The following is a 23,218-nucleotide window of genomic DNA, read 5'->3' as shown; positions in this document are numbered from 1 at the left end:
AATAAACATATCCAATACATACCCCAACCCGCCATCCGCGCGGACGGTTGCGTTGGTGTTGGGGAAACATTGGACCCAAAACTTGGGCGCACCTTTGTTTCCGTGCTGAAGACAATATTCCCGTTTGAGGCGAATATTTCCACATGCGGCCAAATTCGCGCCACATTTCTCCTTTTAGATGAATCTCAAGGCCGCCAGAGTCGGGTAAGCGCGAATATCGGCAGGCGGTGAGCCCTGAAAGGGCCGGCGACGGATCAAAAGCAGTGTGCAGAAGCAGGTACTGGGATCCGGTTTGTTGGAGACAGAGATGAAAATTCTTGTAGTGGATGACGATGAGCTGATCCGTGAACTGCTGGTCGAGATTCTGACCGCGCACGGTTATGAGGACGTCACCCAGGCGGAAAGCGGCGAAGACGGTCTCGAAAAGATCCAGGTGGCGGCGCAGCCCTTTGATTGCTTCATGTTCGACATCCAGATGCCGGGCAAGGACGGGATCGAGCTGTGTGGCGACGTCCGGAACATGGTCCAGTATAAGGACACTCCGGTCGTTATGATCACCGCGATGAACAACCAGGATTACATCGGTCGCGCATTCTCGGCGGGTGCCACGGACTATGTGACCAAGCCGTTCGATACCACCGAATTGATTACACGCATCCGGCTTGCGGACCGTCTTCAGGCGGAAACCAAACGTGCCAGCCAGGCGGCAGTTACTGCACAGGCCAAGCCCAAGCCACCGTTCTCGGAACCGATTGCGATCACGGAGATCCGTGGTTTCGTCAATAGCGCGATCCTTGAGAATTATGTGCTCATCAACCTTGAGCAGAAGCATTTTCCCTTGGCCGCTGTGGCGATCAACATTCCGGAGCTTAGCGCGGTGCATGCAGGGTCGAGCGAGGGTGAGTTTACCTATGTTCTGACCGACATCGCAGAGGTTCTTGCGGACCTTCTGTGTGGTGCGCAGGCCTTCATGTCTTATGTAGGCAACGGCACATTCCTGTGTGTGGGCAATCGCCACAAGATTCCGGCCACGAGCGAGATGCAGAGCGATCTGATCGTCATGCTGAACGATCCTGACCTTGTGTACTGTGACGAGGTTCAGACCAGCTTTACTGCGCTGGTTGGGGAGAAATCGGCCCCGAAGCTTTTTGAGAAGCGCGAAGACCTGCGGTTCCTGAACCGTGCATTGGAAAGCCTTTCGGAAGCGGGGGCGGCCAATCCCGGAGCAAGGGCAAAAAAGCTTGGTGACCGACTGGGTGTTCCCTTCGCGGCGTAACCAGATCGGGAAAAGTGACGTAGAAAATAAACCTATGGGCGTGCGTGGGGGCGCTGGCCTGTCGGGAACTGTGGTGAAATGATCCCACAAACCGGAAAATGAGAGAGAAATCTTCGAAAACGTTAATCCAGATTTAACCTTTTGAAGAAAATCTTCACGTTTTCCAGGAAACTGATGTAAGCTGCCGAAAAGAACCAAAAAAGCGTCAAACGGCGCAAAATCGAGCGGGTTGCAGTTATGACTCATGGCGTGGGAGCGGCAGGTGCCGCCACTCTTGAATCTGGCATAGCCAGGATCAGAGAACGTTTTATTATGGGCTTGGAGGATCGTGAGGACGAGTTTCTGGACTATCTGGAAATCGTCGATGACCCCGCCCAATCCGAAAATGCGATTAACAGTATCCGGGCCAAGGCGCACAAGCTGCATGGCCTTGCCGGAACAGTCGGTTTTGCGCGACTGGGCAGTCTGGCGGCCCAATTGGAACACCACATCGACTTGCTGCTCGCCGGTCCGCGTCCATTGGAGGTTGGGTTCGCCAAAGAACTCCTGAATGCCCTGCTGGACGAGATAGAGACAATCCTCAAGAGCGAGTGAGGCTGTGATGCGTGTCAAAGATCTCGGCACAAAACTAGCTTCCTGGCTTGGAAGAGGTACCTGGGTTCTAGTTTTCAGTATTTTATGTTTGGCCCTTTTGTTTGGACTGGGTGGGCCGCTTGCAACGGCGCAGCAGGCGGAGACGTCTGTTGAGCGCGAGGAATTTCAAATTGGTATTCTGGCTACCGAGGGCGCAACGCGCGCGCTTGAGGCCTGGCAGGCTACTGCCGATCTTTTGAATGCCGCTGCTGATGAACAGCAATTGCCGTATCGCTTTACGATCCAACCGCAGACGCATGGCACGCTTTACAAATCGATTGAAGACCAGTCGGTAGATATGCTGTTGACCGATCCGGCGTCGTTTGTGGCCGCGGAAGTTGAGTATGGCGCGCGCTCGCTGCTTTCCATGGCGCATATGTGGGAAGACCGTGCATACGACATGACCGGTGCCTTGGTCTTCGTGCGTTCGGACACAGCAATTCGCTCGCTTGAGCAACTGGAAGGCCGCAAGGTCATGGCCGTCGCTCAGAACGACTTTTCGGGGTGGTGGCTGGCCGAGCAGGAGTTCCGTAAGCACCGTCTTGAGCCCAGCGATATCCTAGGTGACTTGGTGTTCTCCGGTGGGAACGAGCGGGAAGTGATCTATGCGGTTCAGACAGGTCTGGTTGATGCAGGCGTGGTTCGTGCGGGCATCCTAGAAAGCCTTGCCCGCAAGGGTGTTGTCGATATCAGTGATTTCGCGCCCGTTGGTCTATTGGCCCATAGTGAGTTTCCTTACTGGGCGAGCACGCCGCTTTATCCGGAATGGGTGATGTCGGCGCTTCCGGGAATGCCGGAAGATGCGCTTGCCCTGACGATCAACACGTTACTGTCCGTTACTCCAAGCAGCCCGGCTTCGATTTCGGCAAATGGCGCTGTCTGGCAGGCGCCGCAGAACTATCACGCTGTTCATGACTTGCTGATCTCCCTTCGCGCGCGCCCCTATGAGAACTACATCATGCAGGCGGTCGCTCGGATTTTCCGCACCTACCGCTGGACGATCCTCGGGGTTCTGGCGCTGAGCCTCGTGTCTCTGGCGTTCCTTGTTTATGAATTGCGCCGCAACGTGCAGCTTGCTGAAGAGCAGCGCGATGTTCTCCAGTCGGAAGTGCGCTCCAAGAAGTTCTATCGCAGCGCCATCGAGGAACACACGGTGTTCTGTATGCTCAATAAGGATGGCGTGATTTCGCACGTCAACGAACGGTTTATCAAAGCCAGTGAGCGCACGCGTCAGGGTCTGGTGGATCGCCCCTTGCGTGATCTTCTGAATGAAAACGACCAGACGCTTCTGGAAGACGAGATCATGAGCAGCATGGAACTGGGTGTGTCCTGGGCTGGGCCGCTCAAGCTGACGCGCGAAGACGGGTCGGCTGCCTGGATCCAGTGTACGTTTGTTCCGGTGACCAGCACGTCGGATCAGTTGAGCGAAGTCGCAATCGTTGCAACAGACGTTACCAAGACGCGTAAAGGCGCGTCGGAAGCGCGGTTCCAAAACACGCTGGAACTTATCCAGGATCAGGTCTTTGTCATGCGTCCGGGCTCGTTCGAGTTGCTGCATGCCAACGAAGCTGCCGAGCGTACCCTGTCGCGCCGCAGTGCCGGGGATGACTGGCGCGGTAAGAAGGCGAGTGACCTGATCACCGAAGACGATTTTAAAGAGTTGAAAACGCGCGCGGATGCGATCATCGCCGGACCGCAACGTCGGATGACCTGGGAGACCGAGGCCAAGGGTGGCATTACCTATGAAATCAGCCTTGAATACGCCGAACCAGAGCAGGACGAACCCCGCCTGATCGCAATCTATCGTGACATCACCGAGCGCAAGGTGGCGGAGAAGGCCAAGAACGAATTCATCGCCACGGTCAGTCACGAGTTGCGGACGCCCCTGACATCTATGAAAGGGGCACTTGGCCTCGCGCTTTCGGGCAACCTTGGCGAAATGCCGGAGAAGATGAACAAACTTGTCACGATGGCGAATACGAACTGCGACCGCCTGGTGATGCTGATCAACGATATTCTTGATCTTGAGAAAATCGAGGCCGGCAAGATGGAATTCAACATGGAGAGTTTTGATCTCCGTGATCTGGTTTCCGCCGCCCTTGAGGCGAACCAGTTCTATGCAGACAAGTTCGGTGTGAAGTTCCGCAGCGATGTGCACGAAGAAGATCGGGCGCATTTGACGCTTGGGGATGTTGGGCGCCTGCGCCAGGTGATGGACAACCTGATGTCGAATGCCGCGAAGTTCTCTCCCAAGGGGGAAGAGATCATCGTGTCTCTCTATCAGAACAACGGATGCTGGCGGATTTCGGTGCGCGACTTTGGCTCGGGTATTCCGAAAAACGCGCAGGACAAGATCTTCGACAAGTTCTCGCAGGCGGACAGTTCGGATACCCGTTCGCAGGGTGGTACCGGACTTGGGCTTGCCATCGTCAAGCAGATTGTCGAGAGCCATGACGGACGCATCTTCTTTGTGAGTGAAGAGGGCACGGGCACCGAATTCTATGTCGATCTGCCGCGCATGGATGGTGACAGCCTTGTTGGCATTCCGCCCGAGTTCTCGCACGAGGACGAGGCCGTGTTCTCGGCGCTTCGTGAAGAAGAGGCCGTGACCGTTGGTTCCGATGCAGAGCACGCCGTCAATCAGCTTCTGCGGATCGCGCGCAAGCTGAGTGGATCGGTCGAGGTCGAACTGGGCCGGGTCAACGCGATGCAGGTGGCCAAGGGCCGTGGTGTTCTTTCGCAGTCTTCCATCCTCAACTGGCTGAGTGCCGACGGACGTTCGCTTTTGTCCGAACTGATCGAGCGCAGCATGATGGAGAACCGCGAAGCCATGATCGTCGAGGTTGCGCTGGAAGCCGCGGCCGACGGGGCGAAAAAGCCGACTGCCGACGAGGTCTTCCCGCTGGCGCATGAGTGGCTGGCGGGCATCAAGGGCGAAGATGCAAGGATGAACTGCACCCTGATCTCGGGCAATCCGGTCATTGCGGACTGGGCCAAGGAGCAGGGTTACATGGTCGTGGATGACTCGCTGCAAGCCATCAGCCTTGCCGAGCAGGAAGAAGAGGCCGGTGATGCGATGGCCCTTTATCACGAGGCCAACAATACGAGCATCGTAACCATCTTCCCGCTTCAGGGGGGCGCGCTGCCTGAAGGCCTGCCGCTTACCTTGGTGGTGGCTCGCGGGCAGGCACCGCAGGCAGAACGCGGCGTGGTTTCGAAATTCACGAGCACAGACGGGGGTGGCCGGGGCCGTGCACGCCGCCGCAACACATCCTGATACCACAGAAGTGGCACTCACCTATTGGGGAGGATCGAATGAGCGAACTGACCAAAATTCTTCACGTTGAAGATGACCCGGAAATTCTTGAAATCGCCGAAATGGCGCTGGGTCTGATTGGCGGATTTGAAATCGTACAAGCTGATCGTGGCGAGAAGGCTTTGGACCTGCTGGAATCCGCAGCGCCGCAGCTCATTCTGAGTGACGTGCAGATGCCGGGTCTGACCGGACCCGAGACGCTTGCGGCCATTCGCGCAACGCCCGGTTTCGAGACCATCCCCGGAATATACATGACGGCCAAGCTGTTGGACGCGGAAAAAGGGGCATTGTGTGGTCCCTATGATCTTGGCGTGATTGCAAAGCCATTTGATCCGACAACGCTGCCGGACCAAATCCGGGAGCTATGGGCCGCAGGGCTGGAAACGGCTGCCTGAGAGGCGCTCAGCGCTGTCTGTGGCGCAAATAGATGTTCTGGGCGACCTCGGCAGTTTCAGCCGTCTCGCGCCGCTGCTCGGCAAGCTGGTCCTTGGTGCGGGCGATGTCCAGAACAACCTCGTTCTTCTTTGAATCGATAAAGGCGGACTTGAGTTCTTCCTCGATATCCTGCGCGGCTTTGGCCAGATCCTCCAGTCGCAAAGTCAGGGCTTTTCGCCGTAGTTCCGTGGCCTGAAGGAAATCGGACAGGAAGGGCAGGGTTTCGGTGGTGGCGGCTTCTACCTCCTGCGAGGCACGCTGACTCAGGCTCACGAGTTGTTCGTTGATCCAGGATTGCTCTGTGCGGATGTCCGACAACCGTGCGCCGATGCCGTCGAGTTCCTGCTGCTTGATCCGTTGCAGCACTTCCAAGGCGGCTATGCGGCGGTTTCTGCTCACAGGTTCATGCTGCCTCGGTCAGGTCCTGACGGGCTTCTTCCATTTCGTAGAAGGTTGGTTGCAGGCTGGTCGGAATGTTGCCGCGGCCGATTTCAACACAGATGGTGGGCGAGTGGTTTTGAAGAATGGCGACAAAGATGTCGCGGATTACGGTGTAGAAAACACCATCCTGTTCTTCGATAGCGCTCAGGCGATCTGATACCGGTGCCACGAAAAGATAAGCAAGGAAAACACCAAGGAAAGTACCCACAAGCGCACCACCGATCAGGGCACCCAGCACGGCCGGCGGCTTGTCGATCGAGCTCATGGTTTTGATAACACCCAGAACAGCGGCAACAATCCCGATCGCGGGGAGCGCGTCTGCGACCTTGGTCAGGCTGTGCGGCGGCACCAGCGCTTCGTGGTGGTGCTTCTTGAGTTTCTTGTTGATCACGTCTTCGGCCTGGAACGGGTCATCGAATTGCAAGGCCAGCATCCGGAAGCTGTCGGTAATCAGGTCAATCGCGAAGTGGTCGTTCTGGATTTTCGGAAATTGCGAAAAGATGCTGCTTTCCTTGGGGTTTTCGATGTGTTCATCCAAGGCAAGCATGCCCTGTTGCTGATACATCTTGGCCAGAGTGAACATCAGGTTGAGAAGATCGAGATAGTCCTTTGCGGCCCACTTGGGCCCCTTGAATGTCTTCAGGATCGCCTTGCCGGTTGCCTTGATCGTTCCAAAGGAGTTGGCTGCAACAAAGGCACCCAGCGAGGCGCCGCCAATCATCATGCCTTCGAATGGCAGGGCGTGCGTGATCACCCCCATCTCGCCGCCAGAGAGCAGGTAGCCCCCGAAAACCATTCCCATAACAAGGACAAAACCGAGAAGAATGTTCATTGTGTATCGCCTCTGGGTGACCGTCTCTCTTTCATATCACCCAGTTTTACGTATTTTTCAAGAAAATCGTGTCGGAAAAGCAAGTACAATACAATTTACACAAGAATAATTGACAAGAATTAACCTTGTGATAACCATGAGGAGAAACATGTCCTGATCCTGGGGGATTGTCATGCTGCATTCCGAGAAAGTTTTGGCTGTTCTTGCAGAAGCAAGAGAGATGTCATCGGTTTTCGATGCCTGGCCCTCTGACATGAGCCTGGCAATCTGCCTTTTCGCAGACGGTGACTGCCGTTTGATTGTGTTCCGCGAAGAAGAGCAGCGCAGCGTACTGGCACGCCTGTCCCGCCACTTTGAGATCGAACCGAGCGACATGTGCGTTGTGCCAAAGGCGGACGGATATCCGACCCGGGTTCTTCACTATTCAGATCAACAACGTCTCATGGCGCTTGTCGCGGAGCAGCAGGATATCGTGGATGAGGCCGCCGATTATTCGGTCAACTTTACATTCGCTCTGGAAGAAGGACTGAATCCCGAAGTTCTGTTGGGGGCGGTCGAGACTGGTGCGGTTGAAGACCCTGGCGAGGACGATCACGAGGACGCGGGCCTTGAGGACGAACAGATCGTTTTGTCCTTCAAATCGTCGCTGGCATCGAAAATCAAGGAGGCGCCAGAAGAGGGCGCAAAGCTTGCGACTTTGCCAAGTTTCCTGCGCCGCCCAAAACCATCGCTTCCGGGGCCGGGGTTTCGGTCGTTGATTGAGATCGAGGCGGAAGACGCGGCGTTTGAGACCTTTCAGCTCTACAAGTCTCAAGGCGGATGGATCGAAGTTTCCAAACCGGGCGCAGATGGCTCTGAGCTGCGGGTGGTAAGCCCTGAGAAGATTTACTTGCGGGACGATGGCAAGGTCGTGGCGCTGGCGCGCGAGAAGAACACCCTCCGGTTCCAGGTGCCGCCGACGCGTTTCCTGATCGACGCCGGAATTTTGCCGGAACGTCTTCGCAAGTTGTTCGAACAAGGTGTCGGGGCGGTGCAAGTGCGCAAAACGGCAGATTTTGTTTACCTGCGGATTGAGGCGCGGGCAGATGAAAGACCTGTTGCGAAGCCCAAGCTGGAAGACATCAAGATCGAAGTTGATCCGAAGTTGTTGCAGCCGAAAAAGCCGGAAATTGTGGAGCGGGTTGAAGTGCCCGTCGCAGCTCCTGCCAAGACTGTGAAATCCTCCAAGAAGGGCGCGCTTCTGGCGACAACCGTGGCCATTCTTTTTGGCTTGTTTGGTTTGGGAATCGGAATGTTGACGGGCTTGGAAAGAGCGGCTGAAACTCAGTCGGAACAGCCTGTGGGCAAAGAGCCCTTCCAGCTTTCGAAGTTTTTTCCCCGCGCGGAATGAACCGCACGGGGATAATGCTTAGCGCAGGGCGCTGCGCAGGTTTTCAAACACCGCTTCATCCAGCATCTGCGCGGTTGTAACCGGTTCGGGTTTTGCTTCTGCCTTTGATTCAACAGCCGCAGGTTTGTCTGCTGTCTTTATGGTGGCTGCTGCTTGCTGGCTGTCCGAGGCCTGCTCTTGCGATTGCTTGGGTGCCAGAGGTTTTTCGAACTGCAACAGGATGCTGATCCGACGGTTGGACGCGTGCTTGGGATCATCCTCCACGAGCGGATCCGTATCAGCCATGCCGGATACCCGGATGATGCGGCTCCGTTGGACACCTGCGGTTTCAAGGAACCGGCGCGTTGCGTTGGCACGATCAGTCGACAGGTCCCAGTTGTCGTAGGCTTTCCGGCTGGTGAACGGAACCGAGTCGGTGTGGCCAGTGATAACCATCTTGTTCGGCAGACCAGACAGCGAAGTGCCCAGTTTATGGAGCAGCTTCTCGGTTGCGCCTGCCATCTTGGCCTGACCGCTGGCAAACATCGGGTTGCCTTCCTGATCAACGATCTGGATGCGCAGACCTTCCGGAGTTTTCTCGAAGATCACGTTCTCTTGCAGCGGGCGCAGGTCGGGGTTGTCTTGCATGGCCTGGACAAGTTCTTCGTGAAGTGCTGCCAGACGTGCGGCATCAGCAGCCTGCTCGGCTTCTTCTGCTGTAATTTCGCTTGCTGCAGCACCACCTGCTTCTGTTGTGTCGCCGGCATCGGCCATTGCAGCCGCCGAGGTCTCTTCCTGCGGATCCGTAATGTCGGCATACTCCGTGGTGGACGCCCCAGCTGCGGGATATTCGTGCACGCCAATGTTGCTGCCTTTCACCTTTTCCTGCGGATCGGCCGTCGGAGTGACGTCGCGCACTTCCCATTGAGCGGGAGAGGGGTCATCGACCTTGCCCAGATCGGCGCCGCGGGCAACGACCGCTCCATTTGATGCCGTCAGGGTGCCGGGAGGGCCAAGCGTCGCGCCATCAAGAACACCACTGCCGCCGGGCAGGGTTGCATTGGTGAAATACTCGGCAATGCCGCGCAGTTTTTGTTCGTCGGAGGACGAGAGAATCCACAACAGCAGGAAGAATGCCATCATGGCGGTCATGAAGTCCGCATAAGCAACTTTCCAGGCACCGCCGTGGTGCCCGTGGCCTTCGGTGACCTCGATCTTGCGGATGATGTTTACTTTTGCGTTCGCCGCCATTGTCTCTGCCTCTCACGCACCATTGAACTTGGTAACTTCGGAACCGGGCGCAATGCACCTAGCCCTTCGAGGCAATTAATGAACGGTGAATCCGCCCCCACATGGGCGCAAATATGACAAAAGTCAGGCGTTTGATCGCTTAACGTGTGGTGGCGGACGGCTGTTCGCGGCGATATTTCCCCAGGCCAACCTCTTTTGCATAGGCGGCTTTGCGCTGGGAATAGTTCGGAGCCACAAGCGGGAAATCCTCTGCCAAGCCGAACTTGATGCGATATTGCTCTTCCGTCAGGCCATGTTCGGCCATCAGGTGGCGCTTGAGCATGGTGAAGCCACGACCGCAGCAAAGACAATAGACGGTGTCGTCCGTGACTGCATCTTCAACGGGGATCGCGGGAATGCCATCAGCGATGACTTGGGTTGCCGCCCGGCTGGCTGACGAGCGCAGGGCGGATTGGGTTTTGGTTTCAGGTAGGCCGGTGAAAGTTTGGGACAGGCGGTTCGCCAGTTCGACAACTTCTTCCACGGTCGCAGCCTCGCGTGCGGCAAAAGCGGCAACGATACGGGCAACGGAGTCCGAGAACTCTTGGGTCGCGTCATCGTTTTCGGTTTTCGCTACGCTGATCTTGCTGTTCGACATTTTGGAACACTCACTCGCTGAACACCCAGTATTTACAGAAGTACAAGGACTTCGGGACAATCCTTAACAGGATCGCGAAGAACTCTGTCAAGGAAAGATGCAAATATGGTGTTATTTTAAATCTTAGGGGAGACAGTCTGTTCTTGCTGTTCCCCTATAGGTAGTTGAAACATCAGTTAATGCTTGCGAAGCAATCCTTTTGGAATATTCGCCTGCACCGTTGATGTGCGAGTGTCGAGCCCCGAGGAATGGTCCCCGATCTCGTGTTTCTGACCCAGATTTCCAAGCAGTCCGGCCTTTTCGACCACCTGCTGTGCGCTGTTCAGAACTTCTTTCAAAAATGCGTCGTCTTCGACGAGGTGAAGAAGAGCCTGCATTCTGGCAACTGCCTTGATCGCGTCTTTGCGGAGCAATGATGCCTCGCTCGCGCCTGTAATAACGCCTGTCATTTTTAGCCACTCCATTTCAAAGTGCTTATTAGGCGCTTCTGCGGCCCTTTTGATTACCAATATTAGGGGCAAGGTTAAATTTTGGTCAAAGAAGCAGGGGAAAGGAAAATTTGCCGCTATTTCTAAACATTCCTTTAACTTGGATGGATAAAGTCCGCTGATTTTTCATGGATGTGGGCAGTTCAACAGTGTGTCTTTCAGCATTTCTTGCACCTTTGGGGGGAGTGCGAAAATGGCGATAAAAGTTGTAAGTTGTGTTGATCTTTAACTCTGAATCGGTTGATATTGGGCCTTCCCGATAAGCCGTGAGTTGTGGCTCGCCTGGGTTTGGAGGGGGGATTCTTTCGCAAGGGAGCGTTGCTCTTTGGAGCCAATGAACACATACGACAACAGGATTTCAGTTGTTTTAGCCGTAGAAGATGCAAGCATCCGCATGTCTCTTGGCTACCTGTTTTCCGTGGTTCTCGAGTATGACTTCAAGGCCACCTCAATCCTTGAGGATGCTGCCTCCCTGTTGCGCCCGTCCGGCTCAGGCCGGGTTCTGATCATCAGTGGTGATCAGGACAAGAGTCTGGAGCTCGTGCGCAAGGTTGCGAAAACGGATACGCCTCCTGTCATTGTCGTTCTGGATCATTTGTCGGATGGCCAGTTCGGCGCCCAATCCTTCAGGGCCGGCGCCACCGATGTTGTACGCCCGCCATTTGCGCTCAAGGAGATGGCCTATCGTATTCAATTGCGCGTCGACGAGATGCCCGCGCTTGAGGAGTTCTCGCAGGAACGCGTGAATTGGGATGCTGAAGCCTATGTTGCGAACGAAGCCCAGCTGACAACGGCAGAGGCGCAAGTGGCACGCATTCTGATCCGTCATGACGGGGAAATCGTGTCGAGGGACGATCTTAGCTATCAGATCGATCAGCGCCCCTGGAAATACGGGGATCGTAAGTTTGACGTTCACGTTGCTAAAATCCGCAAGAAATTCCAAGCCGCTTTCGGCGCAAAGATCGAAGTCGAAACAGTACGTTCCGCCGGCTACAAGCTGACATTTTTGGAGGATGGCCTAAGTAGCGGCGTCCACTGACGGAGTAGTTGCAGGCACCAGATATGGTATATGTCGCAATTTGGGGCGCAATCTAGGAGTGCAACAATCAATTGTGGTCAACTTTTTGGCGTCAACAAGATATATGTGAACGCACAAAATGTGTTGTGAAACAGACTCGGTTAAGTTGATTTTTGAATACTCCTTTTACCCATGTGGACAGATACCTATCCAAATTGGGAAAATTGTTATTTTTCAGACATTTGAGCCGCGTCTTTTGGTGCCTAAAAATTAGGCAAGTCAGGTTTTGGAGTAAGGAACCATCTTTCTGCAGGTGCACACGGCTAAGAAGGATTAACAATTCCAAGGTTCTACTAAAGCGGGTGGCGGTCTAGTCTACATATAGGGGAAAAACGAAAATAACGGATCTGCAGAGATGGAAACCTCAAGTGTTCTTGCGCAAATTTGGAGTGACTTTCTTGAGCCGCGTGACGACACGGATGTGACGCCGCTGGCCGAGGTTCTTGGCGCACTTCTCAAGGTGCCTGTTGTTGGCTTCGTTTCAAAATCGGACGTCTTTGAACCCATCGCAATGTTCGAGCATGAAGAGCTTTTTCCGGGCGCTACTCTGGGTGACGTGCTGGACGAAGAGATGGGCGTTTTCCTTGAAAGCGGTGCGGTTGTTGTGTTTGAACCGGCAAGTTTTGCCAATGCAGATGGTGTGTCCGGTCAGGAATTGGGCCGTGTGCTGGGCAATATCCTAGTGAAACTGGCAGGTCGCGAATTGAAAGCCCTTTCGGCGGCGCAGGTGCAACCGGGTGTTGCCAAGGCGCGGATCGGGAAATCGAAATCCAAGGTGTCAGCGGAGTTCGTTGATGCAAAATTCAGCCTTGAAACACACGCATACCTGATCTGATTTCGCAACTTCAGGATGTGTGGATTGCATCATTGTTGATTTGAAACGGTCGCCAGATTGGGTGGCCGTTCTCCATTTTTAAAGGAAAAATGCATAATTAACTGAAATAAAAGATAATTCTTAGAGGTTTATTTTCTCTGCTCGAAGTGTGCGAAAAACCTGAGGTTGTTCGCTGGTTCAAAAAAGAAGTGACGGGCCGCACAAATTACTAAAAGGTTAATCCGGCTTTAACCACTCTCCCGTAAAGTGAAATCGTGAGGCAGAAAACCTAACGATAAAAAACGGAAGAAACCGAATGACTATAGCTGCGTACAAGCGCACTATCTCCGAGACGGAAGCGCCTCGGCAGATCGAGCGTCGTATTCTAGCGCAAGTGACCGCTGAATTGGAGCGGGAGCACCTCAAATTCGATGAGGCTGAGCGCAGGATCGACAAACTTCAACTTCTTGCAGACGGACTTCGACACTCGTTGTGGAAGAACGAGCAAATCTGGATGGCTTTCAAAGCTGATCTCGTGGAAGAGGGCAATGCCCTTGATCCCCAGCTGAAGTCCTCCCTATTGTCCTTGGCTCTCTGGGTGGAAAGACACACCCAAAGCGTTATGGCCGGCTCTCTCAAGATCAAACCTCTGATTGACGTTAATCGAAGCGTTTTCCAGGGTCTGGAGGGACGGGCATTTCAGGCAGTGGAGTGACCCATGGGACTTAGACTTACTCTCAAGCCAAATGAACGCATCGTCGTAAACGGCTGTGTGATCCGCAACTCGGACCGCCGGCAGATGCTGATCATTGAAAACCAAGCCGACGTCGTACGGGAAGCGGATCTTCTTGACGACCAGGAAGAACGGACACCGGTGAAGGAAGTATATTTCTTCATTCAGTCCGCACTTCTTGATCCGAATATCCGCGACAAGGTCGTGCCGATCGTTCAACAGAAGCTGGGCAAGCTTGCGCCCGTGTTTCACGATGACATAACGGTGCATATTTTCGAGGCGGCAAACCACGTTTCCTGTGGCAACTACTACAAGGCGATGCGGGCCCTGCGCCCGGTTGTTGAGTATGAGGCGTCGCTTTACGAGATGATCAACGAAAAAATGTCCGTGGCAGCGGCCGAGTAGGGGGCTGCCATGGTACTGAGCATATCCGGTCTTGGAAGCCAGCTTGCGCTCAACCTGATTGACTCCACGAAGGATCGTCAGATTGAAAACATGCGCAATGAAGCCGTGCATAAGCGTGCGGAAGCTGACTTTCGAGAGCGGATCGGCTCGATTTCTTCACCAGAAGAATTCGTCAAGGACTACGAGGTTTACAGCTTCGTCATGCGTGCCTTCGATCTGGAAGACCAGATCTTTGGTCGGGGTATGATGCGCAAGATCCTTGAAAGCGATCCCTCTGATGAAACATCGCTGGTGAACCGTTTGACGGATTCACGTTTTGGCGAAATTCATGGGGCGTTGGGCTTTACGACGGCCTCGGGGCCACAAACCCCGAATTTCGACAGTGCTTTCTGGGTTCAGGGCATCGTGGATCGGTACTACGAAACCGTCTTTGTTGCCGAAAATGACGCCCAGAACGAAACAGTTGGTACTGTCCTCCACTTCCGCGAGAAGGTTGGCGACGTCGATAGTTGGTACGACGTCCTGAAAGACCGCGATCTCACGCAGTTCTTTCAAGTGGCATTGGGCCTGCCTTCCGAGATGTCCGGCCTTGAAGTGGATATGCAAAAGGGCATTCTCGAGAGCAAGTTTGACCTGGCCAAGCTGGCTGATCCTGCTGAACTGGAGCGCTTGGAAAGCAGATATGTTGCCATCTCCGATGCGCTGAATGCGCAGACGACTGTGAGCAGTGCCGCGCTGTCCATCCTTCAGAATTCGAGTATCAGCGGCCAATTCGTGCCGATCACGATCGATTTCTCCGCGATCAACTATGCGCCTTCAACGCTTTATAGATAAGGGTCTGCGCGCCTAGTCGATCATCTCGTCGTCATCGTCGCTGGGCAGTTCGATCTCGCCTTCCGCGGCAAGGCGCATGGCAATCTCAACCATCTCGGACTGCGCCTGCTTGACGTCTTTAGACTTAACCGCGCCCATATCCTTCATCTCATCCTGAAGCATATCGCGGGACCGCGCCGGGAGTGAGCCTAGGAAGTGTTCGCGGACTTCCTTTTTTGCGCCTCTCAGGGCAAGGGGAAGGGTTTTTCCAGTGATCTCCCGCATGATCTTGCCCAGCATCGTCGGGGCAAGCTTCTCGAGGTCGTCGAATACGAACATCTTTTGCTTGATGGCGCGGAATTGGTCAGGAACGCGCTTTTCAAGCTCGCGTGAAAGGTCCTGGAAGACACGTTCATCCAGCTTGTTGAAGATCGATACCAGTTGCTTTTCGACCTTCGCGTCAGAGCTCCGTTCAACGCTTGCGAGGATGCCCGTGCGAAGGCTTTCCTCGATGTTCTGCATGGCTTCTGCAGGAAGTTCTTCGGTCGCCAGCATCCGTTCGATCAGGTCTGTGGCGCGTTCCTCACCCAGAAGCGGGATAAGGCGGGCCACAGAGTCAGATTTCAGGTTGGCGAGGATCACGGCGATGGTCTGATTGTGTTCCTTGCGCAGGAAATCAGCGAGCAGCTTTTCGTCGAGCTTGGAGAGTTCTTCCCAAACCGAATTTTCCGACCGGGTTTCAATCTCTCCCAAGATTTCGCCCACGCGATCCTCTGGCAGGAAGCCCATCAGAAGGTTTCTGGCGGCATCGGCGTTGCCTGTCACACTGCCATATTCGCCGACCTTATCGCCGAATTCTTCCATAATCTCTTCGACGACGTCCGACTGGACCTCGCCCATTGATGAAATGGCGGTCGTGATCTTACGAATTTCGGCGACGTCCAGTTGCTGCATGAGGGCACCACCGCGTTCTTCGCCAAGGCAAAGAAACAGGATTGCAGATTTCTGCGCTCCGCTAAGCTTTGGGCGTTTCCTGAAGGGTGTGTACTGGTTCATGTTTTCCGCAGGGTTGTTGTTGGGCGGTCGCATATTTCTTTTTAAACTAACGTAAACCATCCTTGGTGATCAAGGATAATGGGGGTGAAGGGAAGGATAAAAGTGGCGGATAGAGTGGCTATCCGCCAGCTATTGATGAATAGGACTGCATGAGAGAGCCCGCAAGCAGATACCATCCATCGATCAGCACAAAGAAAATCACCTTGAAGGGAAGCGAAACGATCACCGGTGGTAGCATCATCATACCTGCGCTCATCAGCACTGAGGCGACAATCAGGTCAATTGCGATGAATGGCAGATAGAGCAGGAAGCCGATGGTAAAGGCGCGGCGCAGTTCGGAGATCATGAAAGACGGAACAAGAACGCGCCAGCCGATGTCTTCCGGGCCTTCGATGGTATCCGGAATCTCGGTGCCCGAGATTTCCTGAAAGAGCGCCAGATCCTTGTCTCTGGTATTGGCATACATGAACTCCTGGAAGGGTTCGGAGATCTGGGTCAGGGCCTGCTCTTCAGTGATGGTGTTTTCAAGAAGGGGGCGCAGGCCACCCTCCCAGGCGTCGTCGAACACGGGCTGCATCACGAAGAACGTCATGAACAGCGCCATCGCGTTCAACACCATGTTGGGGGGCGTCTGGTTGAGGCCAAGCGCGAGCCGCAGCATAGAAAATACGATCACGAAGCGGGTAAAGCTTGTGGCAACTACCAAAAGCCCGGGCGCGATGCTGAGCACCGTGATCAGGGCGAAGATCTGAATCAGGCGGCCAGACAGGCTGGTGTTGGTGTCTTCGCCCGGCTCCGTGCCACCGATGCTTGAAGAAAGATCGCGGATCAGACCGCCGATATCCGCCTCCTGCGCAGACACCATGCCAGGGATGGCTGTCGCGAGAACTGCGCAAACCGCAATGCCTGCGGAGACTGGGAGGCGGATGGGAGTGGACATTGAGGTTTAGGCGCCCGAAACGAAGTCTTTGACGATTTCCCTCAGGGCGACACCAATCATGTCGCCTTGAACCTTCACGAGGTCTCCGCGAGCGATGACGCGATCGTTGATCATGACGTCAACGGGTTCGCCAACCTTGCGATCGAGTTCAATGACCGAGCCCTTGGTGAGCTTGAGAAGCTCGGATACGGGCATCTGGTTGCGGCCGAGTACAATCCGCACATCCAGTTTGACGCCGAAGATGGCCTCGATGTTGCGCCCGTCTTCTTCGATGAGGGGGGCCTCGGAGGCCGGGGCCTTTTCTTCCGCCTTTGCCTCGGCGTCTACTTGTTCGGCTTGGCCTTGGGTTTCTTGTTCCAGCATTTAGCTTACCTTCTTTGCTTGGGCCGTCATCTGATCACTTGCGCGGCGCAAGGCCGTGAGAAGTTCCTCGCACACGTGATCAAGGTTGTATTCGAGATAACCGTGTTTCCAGTTCAGGCGGGCTGAGCCGTCTGACATTTGGTCATTAGGGATCACGGCGATATCGAGGTTTTCGAATTCGGTCTTTTGCCAGGACGCAACAAGGTCCTGAATGCTGGGGGCCATGTCTTCTGACACGTTGATTTGCAAGGTTGCGTTGCCGGAGGCAATGCGCATTCCTGACTGGATCTTGGCGGTCACGAGGTCGGCGCCATATGTTTCAAGAAACTCGGGGATGACGCGTTCGGCGACGCCTAGAGAGAGCTCAATCATCTCTTTCTCGAGCTGCTGGAACTGTATGTCTACTTGAGACGAGAGGCTTGCCAAATCACCACCGACCGCAGCTAGGGTTTCCTGCAGCGCCGTGGCGGCAGCTGTTTCCAACTCTTCCCGTGTCTCCGCAACGCCCTGGGCGTGGCCTTCTGCAAAAGCCTTGTCGCGTGCTTCGTTCAGCAGGGTCTCGACCTCGGTTTCTGTAAAGTGGCGCGGTGCTTCGACGGGGTGATCGAAGGGTTCCGATGGCAGGGGCTGATACGCAGCGTGCCCCAGTCCCGGATCTTCATCGAAGTTGCGTTCGAAGAGGCTGATCATGCTTCAGCCTCCGTTACCAGCCAGGAGCGCAGAACGCGCAGCACGTCATCGGGCTGTTCGTCTGCCATTTTCTGGATGGCTTCGACGCGTGCTTTCAGAAGGTTGCCGCGAATACCCATTGTTTCGATGTATTCATGCGGTCCGTCGTCGTTCGCAGGGTCAAAGACGTTGACGCGTGCGGCCTGTGGTTCAAAGCCGGGTTGTCCGGCGTCGCCCGCCATTGTGCCATCCTGCGCGCCATCGGCGACGGTGCCCGGCAGGGCGGCCATATCCGCGCCTTCAGGCGCGTCCAGTACGGCGGCCTCATCGGTTTCGAGCTCCGGTGTTGGCTCGTCCGGGGTGTTCAGTTGGCGCAGCATGGGGCGGACGCCAAGGATCAGGATGAGGCCAACGATAATGAGGGTCAGAAGTCCGCGTACGATCGGAACGATGTTCTGCGCGAGTTGCTGGGTGAGTGAAAGCGAAACAGGTTCGCCCACGTCCATCGAGTAATCCATGAAGCGCATGCTATCGACCGAGACGCTGTCGCCGCGGTTTCCGTCAAAGCCAACTGCGGTTTTCACAAGCTCGGAAAGACGGTTGAGCTCTTCGGGGGTGCGTTCGCTATAGGCGACGTCGGAGCCGTCCACGCTGTAGATACCGTTCACGAGCACGGCCACCGAGATGCGGCGTACTTCGCCCGCTTCCCGCACGATTTCACGGCGGGTGTTGCCGATTTCGTAGTTCACGACCTCGCCCGATTTCGAGCGTTGCGATGTGGCGCCGGCGTTCGGATCCGCAAGGGCTGCGGGAATGTTGTTTTCAACGCCGACGTTGCCGCCACCTTCCTGGCCCGCCTGGCTTTCGTTTTTGTTTTCCGTCGAGCGCACGACCTGCTGTTCGGGGTCATAGCTTTGCTCGATGATCACTTCGCGTTCGGAGGTCAGGTCGACGTTCACGCGCACGCGGGCGTTTCCGGCACCGACGCGTGCGGTGAGGATTTCCTGAATTTCCTGGGCGAGCCGATCTTCAATCGAGACCTTGTTCGACTGCATGGAAACCTGTCCATTGCCGTCGGGGGTTTCGGACAGAATAGTTTCGCCGTTTGCCGAGAGCACGGTAACGCGGGTCAGTTCAAGTTCGGCAACGGCCGAGGCGACCAGGTTGCGGATGGCCAGCGCCTGCTTGCGAGAGATGGCACGGCCGGGAACGGAGCGTACAATAACCGATGCGCGCGGCGACGGGGTTTCGCGGGTAAAGGCTTCGCGTTCGGGCAGGACAAGGTGGACGCGCGCGCTTTGGACGCCGTCGAGTGTCTGGATCGAGCGAGACAGTTCGCCTTCCATGGCGCGCAGGCGGTTCACCTTTTGCAGGAAGGAGTTCATCGTCAGGCCGCTGGCCTCGTCAAACAGTTCCCAGCCGGGTTCGCCGTCGATCGGGATGCCGGTTTCGGCCAGGACCATGCGGGCGCGGACAATGTCTTCGCGCGGGACAAGAACGCCGGTGCCGTCGTCAGAGAGCTGAACCTGAAAGCCTGCGCTGGATAGCGTGGATTCGATTGAACTCGCCGTGGAAAGCGAGAGGTTCTTATACAACGAGCTGAAATTCGGCGACGATACTGCGTTCAGGCCAAGTACTAGGGCGACGACAAGCGCCACCATCGTTCCGCCCATGATCATCAGGCGTTGGCGTCCAAGTGCAAGAAGATTGTTGATCAGCTCGGGCACTATACTCTCAGTCCTCTGAGGTGTTTCGTTTATTCTTAATTGAGACTTACTATACTTGATTGAGGCAAGTAAATATATACTTCTATTCTTGCGTTGAGAGCAAAAATAAAAGATTATGCCTTAAGGAAAGAGCAAAGGTTAATCTGCGATGGCCAAGGCCGCCAAGAAACGCAAGGAAGACACCGAGGTGTCAGGCGAAGAGGCCCCCGTCAAAGCGAAGGCGAGAAGCGCCAAAAAGCTTTTGATGGCAGCCGTTCTTATGTGCGTCGCTTCGCTGGGCGGCGGCTTTTTCCTTGCGCGCATGGCCTATCTCGAGGACGTGTCGTCTTATGAGCCGGATTATGTCGATGAACAGTCCGGGGCGGACACCGCTGCAGCCAAGGATAGCGGGGACTCCAAGAAGGGTATTGTCGATCCTCTGGCCAAGGATGGCCACCCCGCCGAAGACGCCTTGGCGTTGAAGAAAGACAAGGACAAAGCCAAGGACGAGGGTGAGGGCAAGGAAGGCGAAGCTGTTGCTGACAATGGCCTGTTGGACTTCGGGGATTTGTTGACCAATATCCAGGGTGTTGATGCGCAGGGCGCGCCGACAAAGGCCTTTCTGAAAGTCGCGGTGGTTCTTGTCTATCGGACCGACCCCGGTGCGGCCGAGCTGGTTCGGTCGAGAGAGCCATTCATGCGGGATCTGTTCAACGGGTATTTGCGCGGCCTTCATGAAGCCGACGTCCGGGGGATGGCGGGCGTGCTGCACGTCAAGGCGGAGCTGTTGAAGCGCGCCCGTGCCGCGGTAGGCAGTGACCTGCCGCAAGAAATCCTGATCAACGATCTGATCGTGCAATAGGGGGCGGGGATGAACAGAATTTTGACGCCTCAGGAAATGGAAGAGCAGAACGGTAACCTGATCGACGAGATTATCCGGCTTTCGGACTTCAGCTTTGAACGCCTACCCATGCTGGACATCTTGGGGGAGCGCCTGGCCGAAAACATCTCGATCGCAGTGCCGGATCTGACGCGGGTGATCTGTGAAACGTCATTGGTGCAATTGGACTATGTGACGGTTGCGCAAGCAGTAGAAGCATTGCCCGCGCCGGCGATCCTTGCGACCTGTACGGGTGAACCCTTTGACGGGGACATCCTGATCGCGATGGATTCGACGCTGTTGATGACATCGCTCGAATTGATGCTGGGGGGCGAGGTCAAGGAACTGCCCAAGCGCGACAGTGCCGATTTCACGACAATCGAGCGTGGATTCAGCCGGCGGCTTGCAAGGCTAATCCTTGATGAGTTTCAGAGAAGCCTGTCGGTTGTCGTGGACTCGGATATGGAGTGCGTCGACATCGAGTCTGATCCCGATGCGGTGAATTTTGCCCAGCCCGCAAGTCTTTGCGTGCGGATGAAGATTTCGGCGTTGATGATGGGACATGCCGGGGCTCTTGAAGTGCTGGTTCCCTATGACGCGCTGGAGCCGATCCGACCCAAGCTTGGCAAAATCCATTTCGGGGAGCGCAGTAATGGCAATGACAAGTGGCATGACCAGTTGTCGATCCAGATCGAGCGCGCGCAGCTGGGCATGGAAGCCGTGTTTGCCGAGGTGACTTTACCCATCGACAAGATACTCAACTGGAAGCGTGGCGAGACCTTTGATCTGTTCGTCGAGGAAGATCACGAGGCAACAATTGTCTGTGCCGGGGTGCCAATGTTCCGTGCGGCGCTGGGCAAGAAGAACAATGGAAACGTGGCAATTCAGATCACGGAAGAGCTTGAAACAAAGGGGGAATTCGAAAATGGCCGCAACGATCATTGACGCAGTCATCATCATCATGCTGGCAGGAGCCATTGCCTATGGTTTCATGATTTCCGCGAAAGTGCGCCGCCTGATGGCGGTTCTCAAGGAACTTGAGCCGCTGGTGCAAGAGTTCTCGCAGGCTGTCGACAAATCCGAGCAATCGGTCGAGCAGATGAAAGACAGCATCGAAGCCAGAAAAACGCAGGATCAAGCTGACTGGCAAGAAGAAGAGGTGCGTGTAGAGGATGACGCGCCTGCATTTGCAAGCCGCAGGCAGCCTTCGAGCAAGATGCCGGGTATGCAGATCGTGCGCGACAAGAAAGACCTTGTGCGCATGTTCTTTGAAGCATCGCGTGTTGAATCGAGGACCTGATAGATGCTGCGTGGGGCTTATGGAAAAATCCTGATCGTCGGGCTGGGTGTGACGCTGTTTGCGAAGGCGGCGGTATCGGTGCCTTTGCCCCCATTCCGGACGGAAACCCCACAGGCGCCGGAGATCCTGGTGCAGGCTGCTGCAAAGGATGAAAAAGCCGAGGCCGAGCCGGAAGAAACAGTGCCGCCGCTTGTTGAGGGCCTGTCGCAAAAACCTGCGCAATGTGAAACCCCTGAAGAGGTGCTTGCTGCCCTCGCCATTGAGCGAGAGGTCATCGAAGAACAGCGTTTGGCCGTGAGTGCGCGGGAATCCGAGCTGGCCCTTGCTCGTGAGAAGCTGCAGATTGAAAAGGCCGCGCTTCTGGAGTTGCAGAGCGCGATTACCGATCTTCTGGCACGGGTGGAAGCCGCCAAGACGGATGACCTTGATCGCCTGATCCAGTTCTACAAGAACATGAAGCCCGCGGATGCGGCCAGGATCATGGACGACATGGATATTGAAACAACCATCATGATCCTGGGCACCATGAAGCCGCGTACGGCGGCCCCAATACTGGCGAAGATGTCGCCGGTGCGCGCCCGTGCGGTTTCCAAGATTATTCTCGAACGCTCGCAGTTGCCGGGAGATCAGGATTTGAACGGGATTCGTTTGAACTAGACTCAGACAGAAAGTCGAGCAGAAGGCCGGGGTAACTGTGAGGGTTACCTCGGCCTATTTTATTGGCCGAGGTCCGAAAACCAGTTGGCATCGTCCGCTTCTGGGAAACCGTGTTCATCGCGTTGCGCCAGGGACTGTTTAAAGCCTTGAATCGCTTCCAGTGCGGATTGGTTGGTCCAGACGCTTTTGCGAGAGAGTGCAGACACCGCCAGATAAGGTGTCTTGATCCCGAAGGTCGCGTCAGGGTTCCATTGGGCATCGAGCGCTTTCTCGATGCGGTCTTCGACCTGCATGAGGTCGAGCCGATCGCGGCCTTGCTTCACGCATAGAAAAACGCCTTTGCCAGCGTAGGTAATGATCGTTTTGTCGCCTGAGAGGCTTTCCGAGAGGATCGAGGCGATTTTCTTCAGGTAGCCAACAAAGTAGGGCGGAGCGACGCGGTCATAGACATCCTTTGCCGACATGGCTTCGATCGAGAAAATCGACATCGCATAGCAGGCACGGGCCATACGGAGCAACATGTTCTCGAGAACCGGATAGTCGACGACGCCTTCGATATTGGGCAGCGAGACCATCTCGTCGAACTGCACGCGGGTGAGTTCGGTCAGATCTTCCAGCGTATACATCGCCCGCTTCTCGCGGATGATACTGTCGTTCAGCATTCCGGCGATCTTGACGCGGGTGCCAAGCTCGAGGCCGTCGATCGGTTTGCCGACGAAATCGGTGGCACCGGCCTCGAACGCGCGTTCCATGAGATCGGATTGCTTGCTGGCCGTGATCATGATGATCGGAGTCATGCGGTAGTTTGGCAGGAGTCGGATTTCCCGGCACAGGTCCACGCCATTCTTGTTTGGCAAGTTGATGTCGAGAAGGAAAGTGCTGAAAGGTTCCCGCTCTTGTATGGCCAATTGCAATGCCTCTTCCGCGCTCGATGCGCAGACCGGCATTTGAAATCCCATACTGGTGAGAGCTGTGCAGATCAGGTCTACGAACAGTTCATCATCGTCCACAACCAAAATGCGCATTCATGCGGCTCCTGGATTCGCTGTGCAGTCTCCGATTCTTCGGGAAAGACCGATTCCAGTGATCGCAAAAAAATGGGACGAAAATGGGGCTATCGAGTCAA

At 55.4% G+C, this 23,218-nt stretch carries 26 protein-coding genes; 15 read left to right on the top strand and 11 right to left on the bottom strand.

Annotated elements, in window-relative coordinates:
- From ABWV42_RS12385 to ABWV42_RS12365, 5 genes are all read left to right on the top strand, one after another.
- On the top strand, positions 1-231 hold a 231-nt coding region (locus tag ABWV42_RS12385; RefSeq protein ID WP_353340369.1), incomplete at its 5' end, for a hypothetical protein.
- A 76-nt stretch (positions 232-307) separates the two neighbouring features.
- Positions 308-1,276, top strand: a complete 969-nt coding sequence (locus tag ABWV42_RS12380; RefSeq protein ID WP_353340368.1) for a response regulator transcription factor — start codon at positions 308-310, stop codon at positions 1,274-1,276.
- 237 nt (positions 1,277-1,513) lie between these two features.
- Positions 1,514-1,870: an Hpt domain-containing protein gene (locus ABWV42_RS12375; protein WP_353340367.1), complete on the top strand. Its 357-nt coding sequence runs from the start codon at positions 1,514-1,516 to the stop codon at positions 1,868-1,870.
- 88 nt (positions 1,871-1,958) lie between these two features.
- On the top strand, positions 1,959-5,186 hold the full coding sequence (locus ABWV42_RS12370) for an ATP-binding protein (protein ID WP_353340366.1): 3,228 nt from the start codon (positions 1,959-1,961) through the stop codon (positions 5,184-5,186).
- Between the two features lie 38 nt (positions 5,187-5,224).
- Positions 5,225-5,620 (top strand): response regulator, encoded by a 396-nt coding sequence (locus ABWV42_RS12365; RefSeq protein ID WP_255104365.1) that lies wholly within the window; start codon positions 5,225-5,227, stop codon positions 5,618-5,620.
- A gap of 7 nt (positions 5,621-5,627) precedes the next feature.
- On the opposite strand, the gene ABWV42_RS12360 is transcribed toward ABWV42_RS12365, so the two are convergent.
- Positions 5,628-6,059 carry a hypothetical protein gene (locus tag ABWV42_RS12360; RefSeq protein ID WP_353340365.1) on the bottom strand — a complete coding sequence of 144 codons (432 nt, stop codon included), beginning with the start codon at positions 6,057-6,059 and terminating at the stop codon, positions 5,628-5,630.
- A gap of 4 nt (positions 6,060-6,063) precedes the next feature.
- Positions 6,064-6,933 carry a flagellar motor stator protein MotA gene (motA, locus tag ABWV42_RS12355; protein ID WP_255104362.1) on the bottom strand — a complete coding sequence of 290 codons (870 nt, stop codon included), beginning with the start codon at positions 6,931-6,933 and terminating at the stop codon, positions 6,064-6,066.
- Positions 6,934-7,153: 220 nt separating this feature from the next.
- Here motA and ABWV42_RS12350 point away from each other — a divergent pair, with 220 nt between their 5' ends.
- On the top strand, positions 7,154-8,323 hold the full coding sequence (locus tag ABWV42_RS12350) for a hypothetical protein (RefSeq protein WP_353340364.1): 1,170 nt from the start codon (positions 7,154-7,156) through the stop codon (positions 8,321-8,323).
- A gap of 18 nt (positions 8,324-8,341) precedes the next feature.
- On the opposite strand, the gene ABWV42_RS12345 is transcribed toward ABWV42_RS12350, so the two are convergent.
- The 3 genes from ABWV42_RS12345 to ABWV42_RS12335 form a co-directional block, all read right to left on the bottom strand.
- Complete coding sequence (locus ABWV42_RS12345) at positions 8,342-9,553, bottom strand: flagellar motor protein MotB (protein WP_353340363.1); 1,212 nt, start codon at positions 9,551-9,553, stop codon at positions 8,342-8,344.
- Between the two features lie 139 nt (positions 9,554-9,692).
- Positions 9,693-10,190 carry a Ros/MucR family transcriptional regulator gene (locus tag ABWV42_RS12340; RefSeq protein ID WP_353340362.1) on the bottom strand — a complete coding sequence of 166 codons (498 nt, stop codon included), beginning with the start codon at positions 10,188-10,190 and terminating at the stop codon, positions 9,693-9,695.
- Between the two features lie 176 nt (positions 10,191-10,366).
- Entirely contained in the window at positions 10,367-10,639 is a 273-nt protein-coding gene (locus tag ABWV42_RS12335; RefSeq protein ID WP_353340360.1) for a hypothetical protein, read from the bottom strand.
- A 373-nt stretch (positions 10,640-11,012) separates the two neighbouring features.
- Between ABWV42_RS12335 and ABWV42_RS12330 the strand changes: the two genes are divergently transcribed.
- From ABWV42_RS12330 to ABWV42_RS12310, 5 genes are all read left to right on the top strand, one after another.
- Positions 11,013-11,717 (top strand): winged helix-turn-helix domain-containing protein, encoded by a 705-nt coding sequence (locus ABWV42_RS12330; RefSeq protein ID WP_353340392.1) that lies wholly within the window; start codon positions 11,013-11,015, stop codon positions 11,715-11,717.
- 394 nt (positions 11,718-12,111) lie between these two features.
- Positions 12,112-12,591 carry a hypothetical protein gene (locus tag ABWV42_RS12325; protein ID WP_353340359.1) on the top strand — a complete coding sequence of 160 codons (480 nt, stop codon included), beginning with the start codon at positions 12,112-12,114 and terminating at the stop codon, positions 12,589-12,591.
- A gap of 295 nt (positions 12,592-12,886) precedes the next feature.
- On the top strand, positions 12,887-13,285 hold the full coding sequence (locus tag ABWV42_RS12320; protein ID WP_255104352.1) for a flagellar biosynthesis regulator FlaF: 399 nt from the start codon (positions 12,887-12,889) through the stop codon (positions 13,283-13,285).
- A 3-nt stretch (positions 13,286-13,288) separates the two neighbouring features.
- On the top strand, positions 13,289-13,708 hold the full coding sequence (locus ABWV42_RS12315) for a flagellar biosynthesis repressor FlbT (protein WP_255104350.1): 420 nt from the start codon (positions 13,289-13,291) through the stop codon (positions 13,706-13,708).
- A gap of 9 nt (positions 13,709-13,717) precedes the next feature.
- Positions 13,718-14,542 carry a DUF1217 domain-containing protein gene (locus ABWV42_RS12310; protein WP_353340358.1) on the top strand — a complete coding sequence of 275 codons (825 nt, stop codon included), beginning with the start codon at positions 13,718-13,720 and terminating at the stop codon, positions 14,540-14,542.
- Positions 14,543-14,554: 12 nt separating this feature from the next.
- Here the strand turns inward: ABWV42_RS12310 and ABWV42_RS12305 are convergent, their stop codons facing one another.
- The 5 genes from ABWV42_RS12305 to fliF all read right to left on the bottom strand — a co-directional run bounded on the left by ABWV42_RS12305 (position 14,555) and on the right by fliF (position 19,276).
- Positions 14,555-15,577 (bottom strand): flagellar motor switch protein FliG, encoded by a 1,023-nt coding sequence (locus ABWV42_RS12305; protein WP_255104346.1) that lies wholly within the window; start codon positions 15,575-15,577, stop codon positions 14,555-14,557.
- Positions 15,578-15,695: 118 nt separating this feature from the next.
- A complete protein-coding gene (fliP, locus tag ABWV42_RS12300; RefSeq protein WP_353340356.1) occupies positions 15,696-16,442 on the bottom strand; it encodes a flagellar type III secretion system pore protein FliP in 747 nt (248 codons plus the stop codon).
- 81 nt (positions 16,443-16,523) lie between these two features.
- Positions 16,524-16,880, bottom strand: a complete 357-nt coding sequence (locus tag ABWV42_RS12295) for a FliM/FliN family flagellar motor switch protein (RefSeq protein WP_353340355.1) — start codon at positions 16,878-16,880, stop codon at positions 16,524-16,526.
- On the bottom strand, positions 16,881-17,570 hold the full coding sequence (locus tag ABWV42_RS12290) for a FliH/SctL family protein (RefSeq protein ID WP_353340354.1): 690 nt from the start codon (positions 17,568-17,570) through the stop codon (positions 16,881-16,883). It abuts the gene before it with no gap.
- Positions 17,567-19,276, bottom strand: coding sequence for a flagellar basal-body MS-ring/collar protein FliF (fliF, locus tag ABWV42_RS12285; RefSeq protein ID WP_353340353.1), 1,710 nt, complete (start codon positions 19,274-19,276; stop codon positions 17,567-17,569). The genes ABWV42_RS12290 and fliF overlap by 4 nt, the downstream gene beginning before the upstream one ends.
- Before the next feature lie 148 nt (positions 19,277-19,424).
- Between fliF and ABWV42_RS12280 the strand changes: the two genes are divergently transcribed.
- The 4 genes from ABWV42_RS12280 to ABWV42_RS12265 are packed head-to-tail and all read left to right on the top strand — an operon-like array spanning position 19,425 to position 22,092.
- Positions 19,425-20,117 carry a flagellar basal body-associated FliL family protein gene (locus ABWV42_RS12280; RefSeq protein ID WP_353340352.1) on the top strand — a complete coding sequence of 231 codons (693 nt, stop codon included), beginning with the start codon at positions 19,425-19,427 and terminating at the stop codon, positions 20,115-20,117.
- 9 nt (positions 20,118-20,126) lie between these two features.
- A complete protein-coding gene (locus ABWV42_RS12275; protein ID WP_353340351.1) occupies positions 20,127-21,080 on the top strand; it encodes a flagellar motor switch protein FliM in 954 nt (317 codons plus the stop codon).
- Positions 21,061-21,435: a flagellar motor switch protein gene (locus tag ABWV42_RS12270; RefSeq protein WP_353340350.1), complete on the top strand. Its 375-nt coding sequence runs from the start codon at positions 21,061-21,063 to the stop codon at positions 21,433-21,435. The genes ABWV42_RS12275 and ABWV42_RS12270 overlap by 20 nt, the downstream gene beginning before the upstream one ends.
- Positions 21,436-21,438: 3 nt before the next feature.
- The gene (locus tag ABWV42_RS12265) at positions 21,439-22,092 is read left to right on the top strand and encodes a MotE family protein (RefSeq protein WP_353340349.1); all 654 of its coding nucleotides are present in this window, start codon (positions 21,439-21,441) and stop codon (positions 22,090-22,092) included.
- 59 nt (positions 22,093-22,151) lie between these two features.
- Here the strand turns inward: ABWV42_RS12265 and ABWV42_RS12260 are convergent, their stop codons facing one another.
- A complete protein-coding gene (locus tag ABWV42_RS12260; protein ID WP_353340348.1) occupies positions 22,152-23,117 on the bottom strand; it encodes a response regulator in 966 nt (321 codons plus the stop codon).
- Between the last annotated feature and the right edge of the window lie 101 nt (positions 23,118-23,218).

The sequence above is a fragment of the Pelagimonas sp. KU-00592-HH genome (assembly GCF_040369695.1).
Lineage (GTDB): Bacteria > Pseudomonadota > Alphaproteobacteria > Rhodobacterales > Rhodobacteraceae > Shimia.
The sequence above is the reverse complement of the archived record's forward strand: the minus strand, read 5'-3'. Positions and strand labels throughout refer to the sequence as shown.

What these genes read in the sequence shown, in the direction of transcription:
- ABWV42_RS12295 (WP_353340355.1), bottom strand. Translation starts at nt 16,880, where the DNA reads ATGCTGGAACAAGAAACCCAAGGCCAAGCCGAACAAGTAGACGCCGAG.
- ABWV42_RS12330 (WP_353340392.1), top strand. Translation starts at nt 11,013, where the DNA reads ATGAACACATACGACAACAGGATTTCAGTTGTTTTAGCCGTAGAAGAT.
- ABWV42_RS12265 (WP_353340349.1), top strand. Translation starts at nt 21,439, where the DNA reads ATGCTGCGTGGGGCTTATGGAAAAATCCTGATCGTCGGGCTGGGTGTG.
- ABWV42_RS12280 (WP_353340352.1), top strand. Translation starts at nt 19,425, where the DNA reads ATGGCCAAGGCCGCCAAGAAACGCAAGGAAGACACCGAGGTGTCAGGC.
- ABWV42_RS12350 (WP_353340364.1), top strand. Translation starts at nt 7,154, where the DNA reads ATGTCATCGGTTTTCGATGCCTGGCCCTCTGACATGAGCCTGGCAATC.
- ABWV42_RS12320 (WP_255104352.1), top strand. Translation starts at nt 12,887, where the DNA reads ATGACTATAGCTGCGTACAAGCGCACTATCTCCGAGACGGAAGCGCCT.
- ABWV42_RS12345 (WP_353340363.1), bottom strand. Translation starts at nt 9,553, where the DNA reads ATGGCGGCGAACGCAAAAGTAAACATCATCCGCAAGATCGAGGTCACC.
- ABWV42_RS12335 (WP_353340360.1), bottom strand. Translation starts at nt 10,639, where the DNA reads ATGACAGGCGTTATTACAGGCGCGAGCGAGGCATCATTGCTCCGCAAA.
- ABWV42_RS12310 (WP_353340358.1), top strand. Translation starts at nt 13,718, where the DNA reads ATGGTACTGAGCATATCCGGTCTTGGAAGCCAGCTTGCGCTCAACCTG.
- ABWV42_RS12315 (WP_255104350.1), top strand. Translation starts at nt 13,289, where the DNA reads ATGGGACTTAGACTTACTCTCAAGCCAAATGAACGCATCGTCGTAAAC.
- ABWV42_RS12270 (WP_353340350.1), top strand. Translation starts at nt 21,061, where the DNA reads ATGGCCGCAACGATCATTGACGCAGTCATCATCATCATGCTGGCAGGA.
- ABWV42_RS12365 (WP_255104365.1), top strand. Translation starts at nt 5,225, where the DNA reads ATGAGCGAACTGACCAAAATTCTTCACGTTGAAGATGACCCGGAAATT.
- ABWV42_RS12275 (WP_353340351.1), top strand. Translation starts at nt 20,127, where the DNA reads ATGAACAGAATTTTGACGCCTCAGGAAATGGAAGAGCAGAACGGTAAC.
- ABWV42_RS12290 (WP_353340354.1), bottom strand. Translation starts at nt 17,570, where the DNA reads ATGATCAGCCTCTTCGAACGCAACTTCGATGAAGATCCGGGACTGGGG.
- motA (WP_255104362.1), bottom strand. Translation starts at nt 6,933, where the DNA reads ATGAACATTCTTCTCGGTTTTGTCCTTGTTATGGGAATGGTTTTCGGG.
- ABWV42_RS12375 (WP_353340367.1), top strand. Translation starts at nt 1,514, where the DNA reads ATGACTCATGGCGTGGGAGCGGCAGGTGCCGCCACTCTTGAATCTGGC.
- ABWV42_RS12325 (WP_353340359.1), top strand. Translation starts at nt 12,112, where the DNA reads ATGGAAACCTCAAGTGTTCTTGCGCAAATTTGGAGTGACTTTCTTGAG.
- ABWV42_RS12260 (WP_353340348.1), bottom strand. Translation starts at nt 23,117, where the DNA reads ATGCGCATTTTGGTTGTGGACGATGATGAACTGTTCGTAGACCTGATC.
- ABWV42_RS12380 (WP_353340368.1), top strand. Translation starts at nt 308, where the DNA reads ATGAAAATTCTTGTAGTGGATGACGATGAGCTGATCCGTGAACTGCTG.
- ABWV42_RS12340 (WP_353340362.1), bottom strand. Translation starts at nt 10,190, where the DNA reads ATGTCGAACAGCAAGATCAGCGTAGCGAAAACCGAAAACGATGACGCG.
- ABWV42_RS12305 (WP_255104346.1), bottom strand. Translation starts at nt 15,577, where the DNA reads ATGAACCAGTACACACCCTTCAGGAAACGCCCAAAGCTTAGCGGAGCG.
- fliP (WP_353340356.1), bottom strand. Translation starts at nt 16,442, where the DNA reads ATGGTGTCTGCGCAGGAGGCGGATATCGGCGGTCTGATCCGCGATCTT.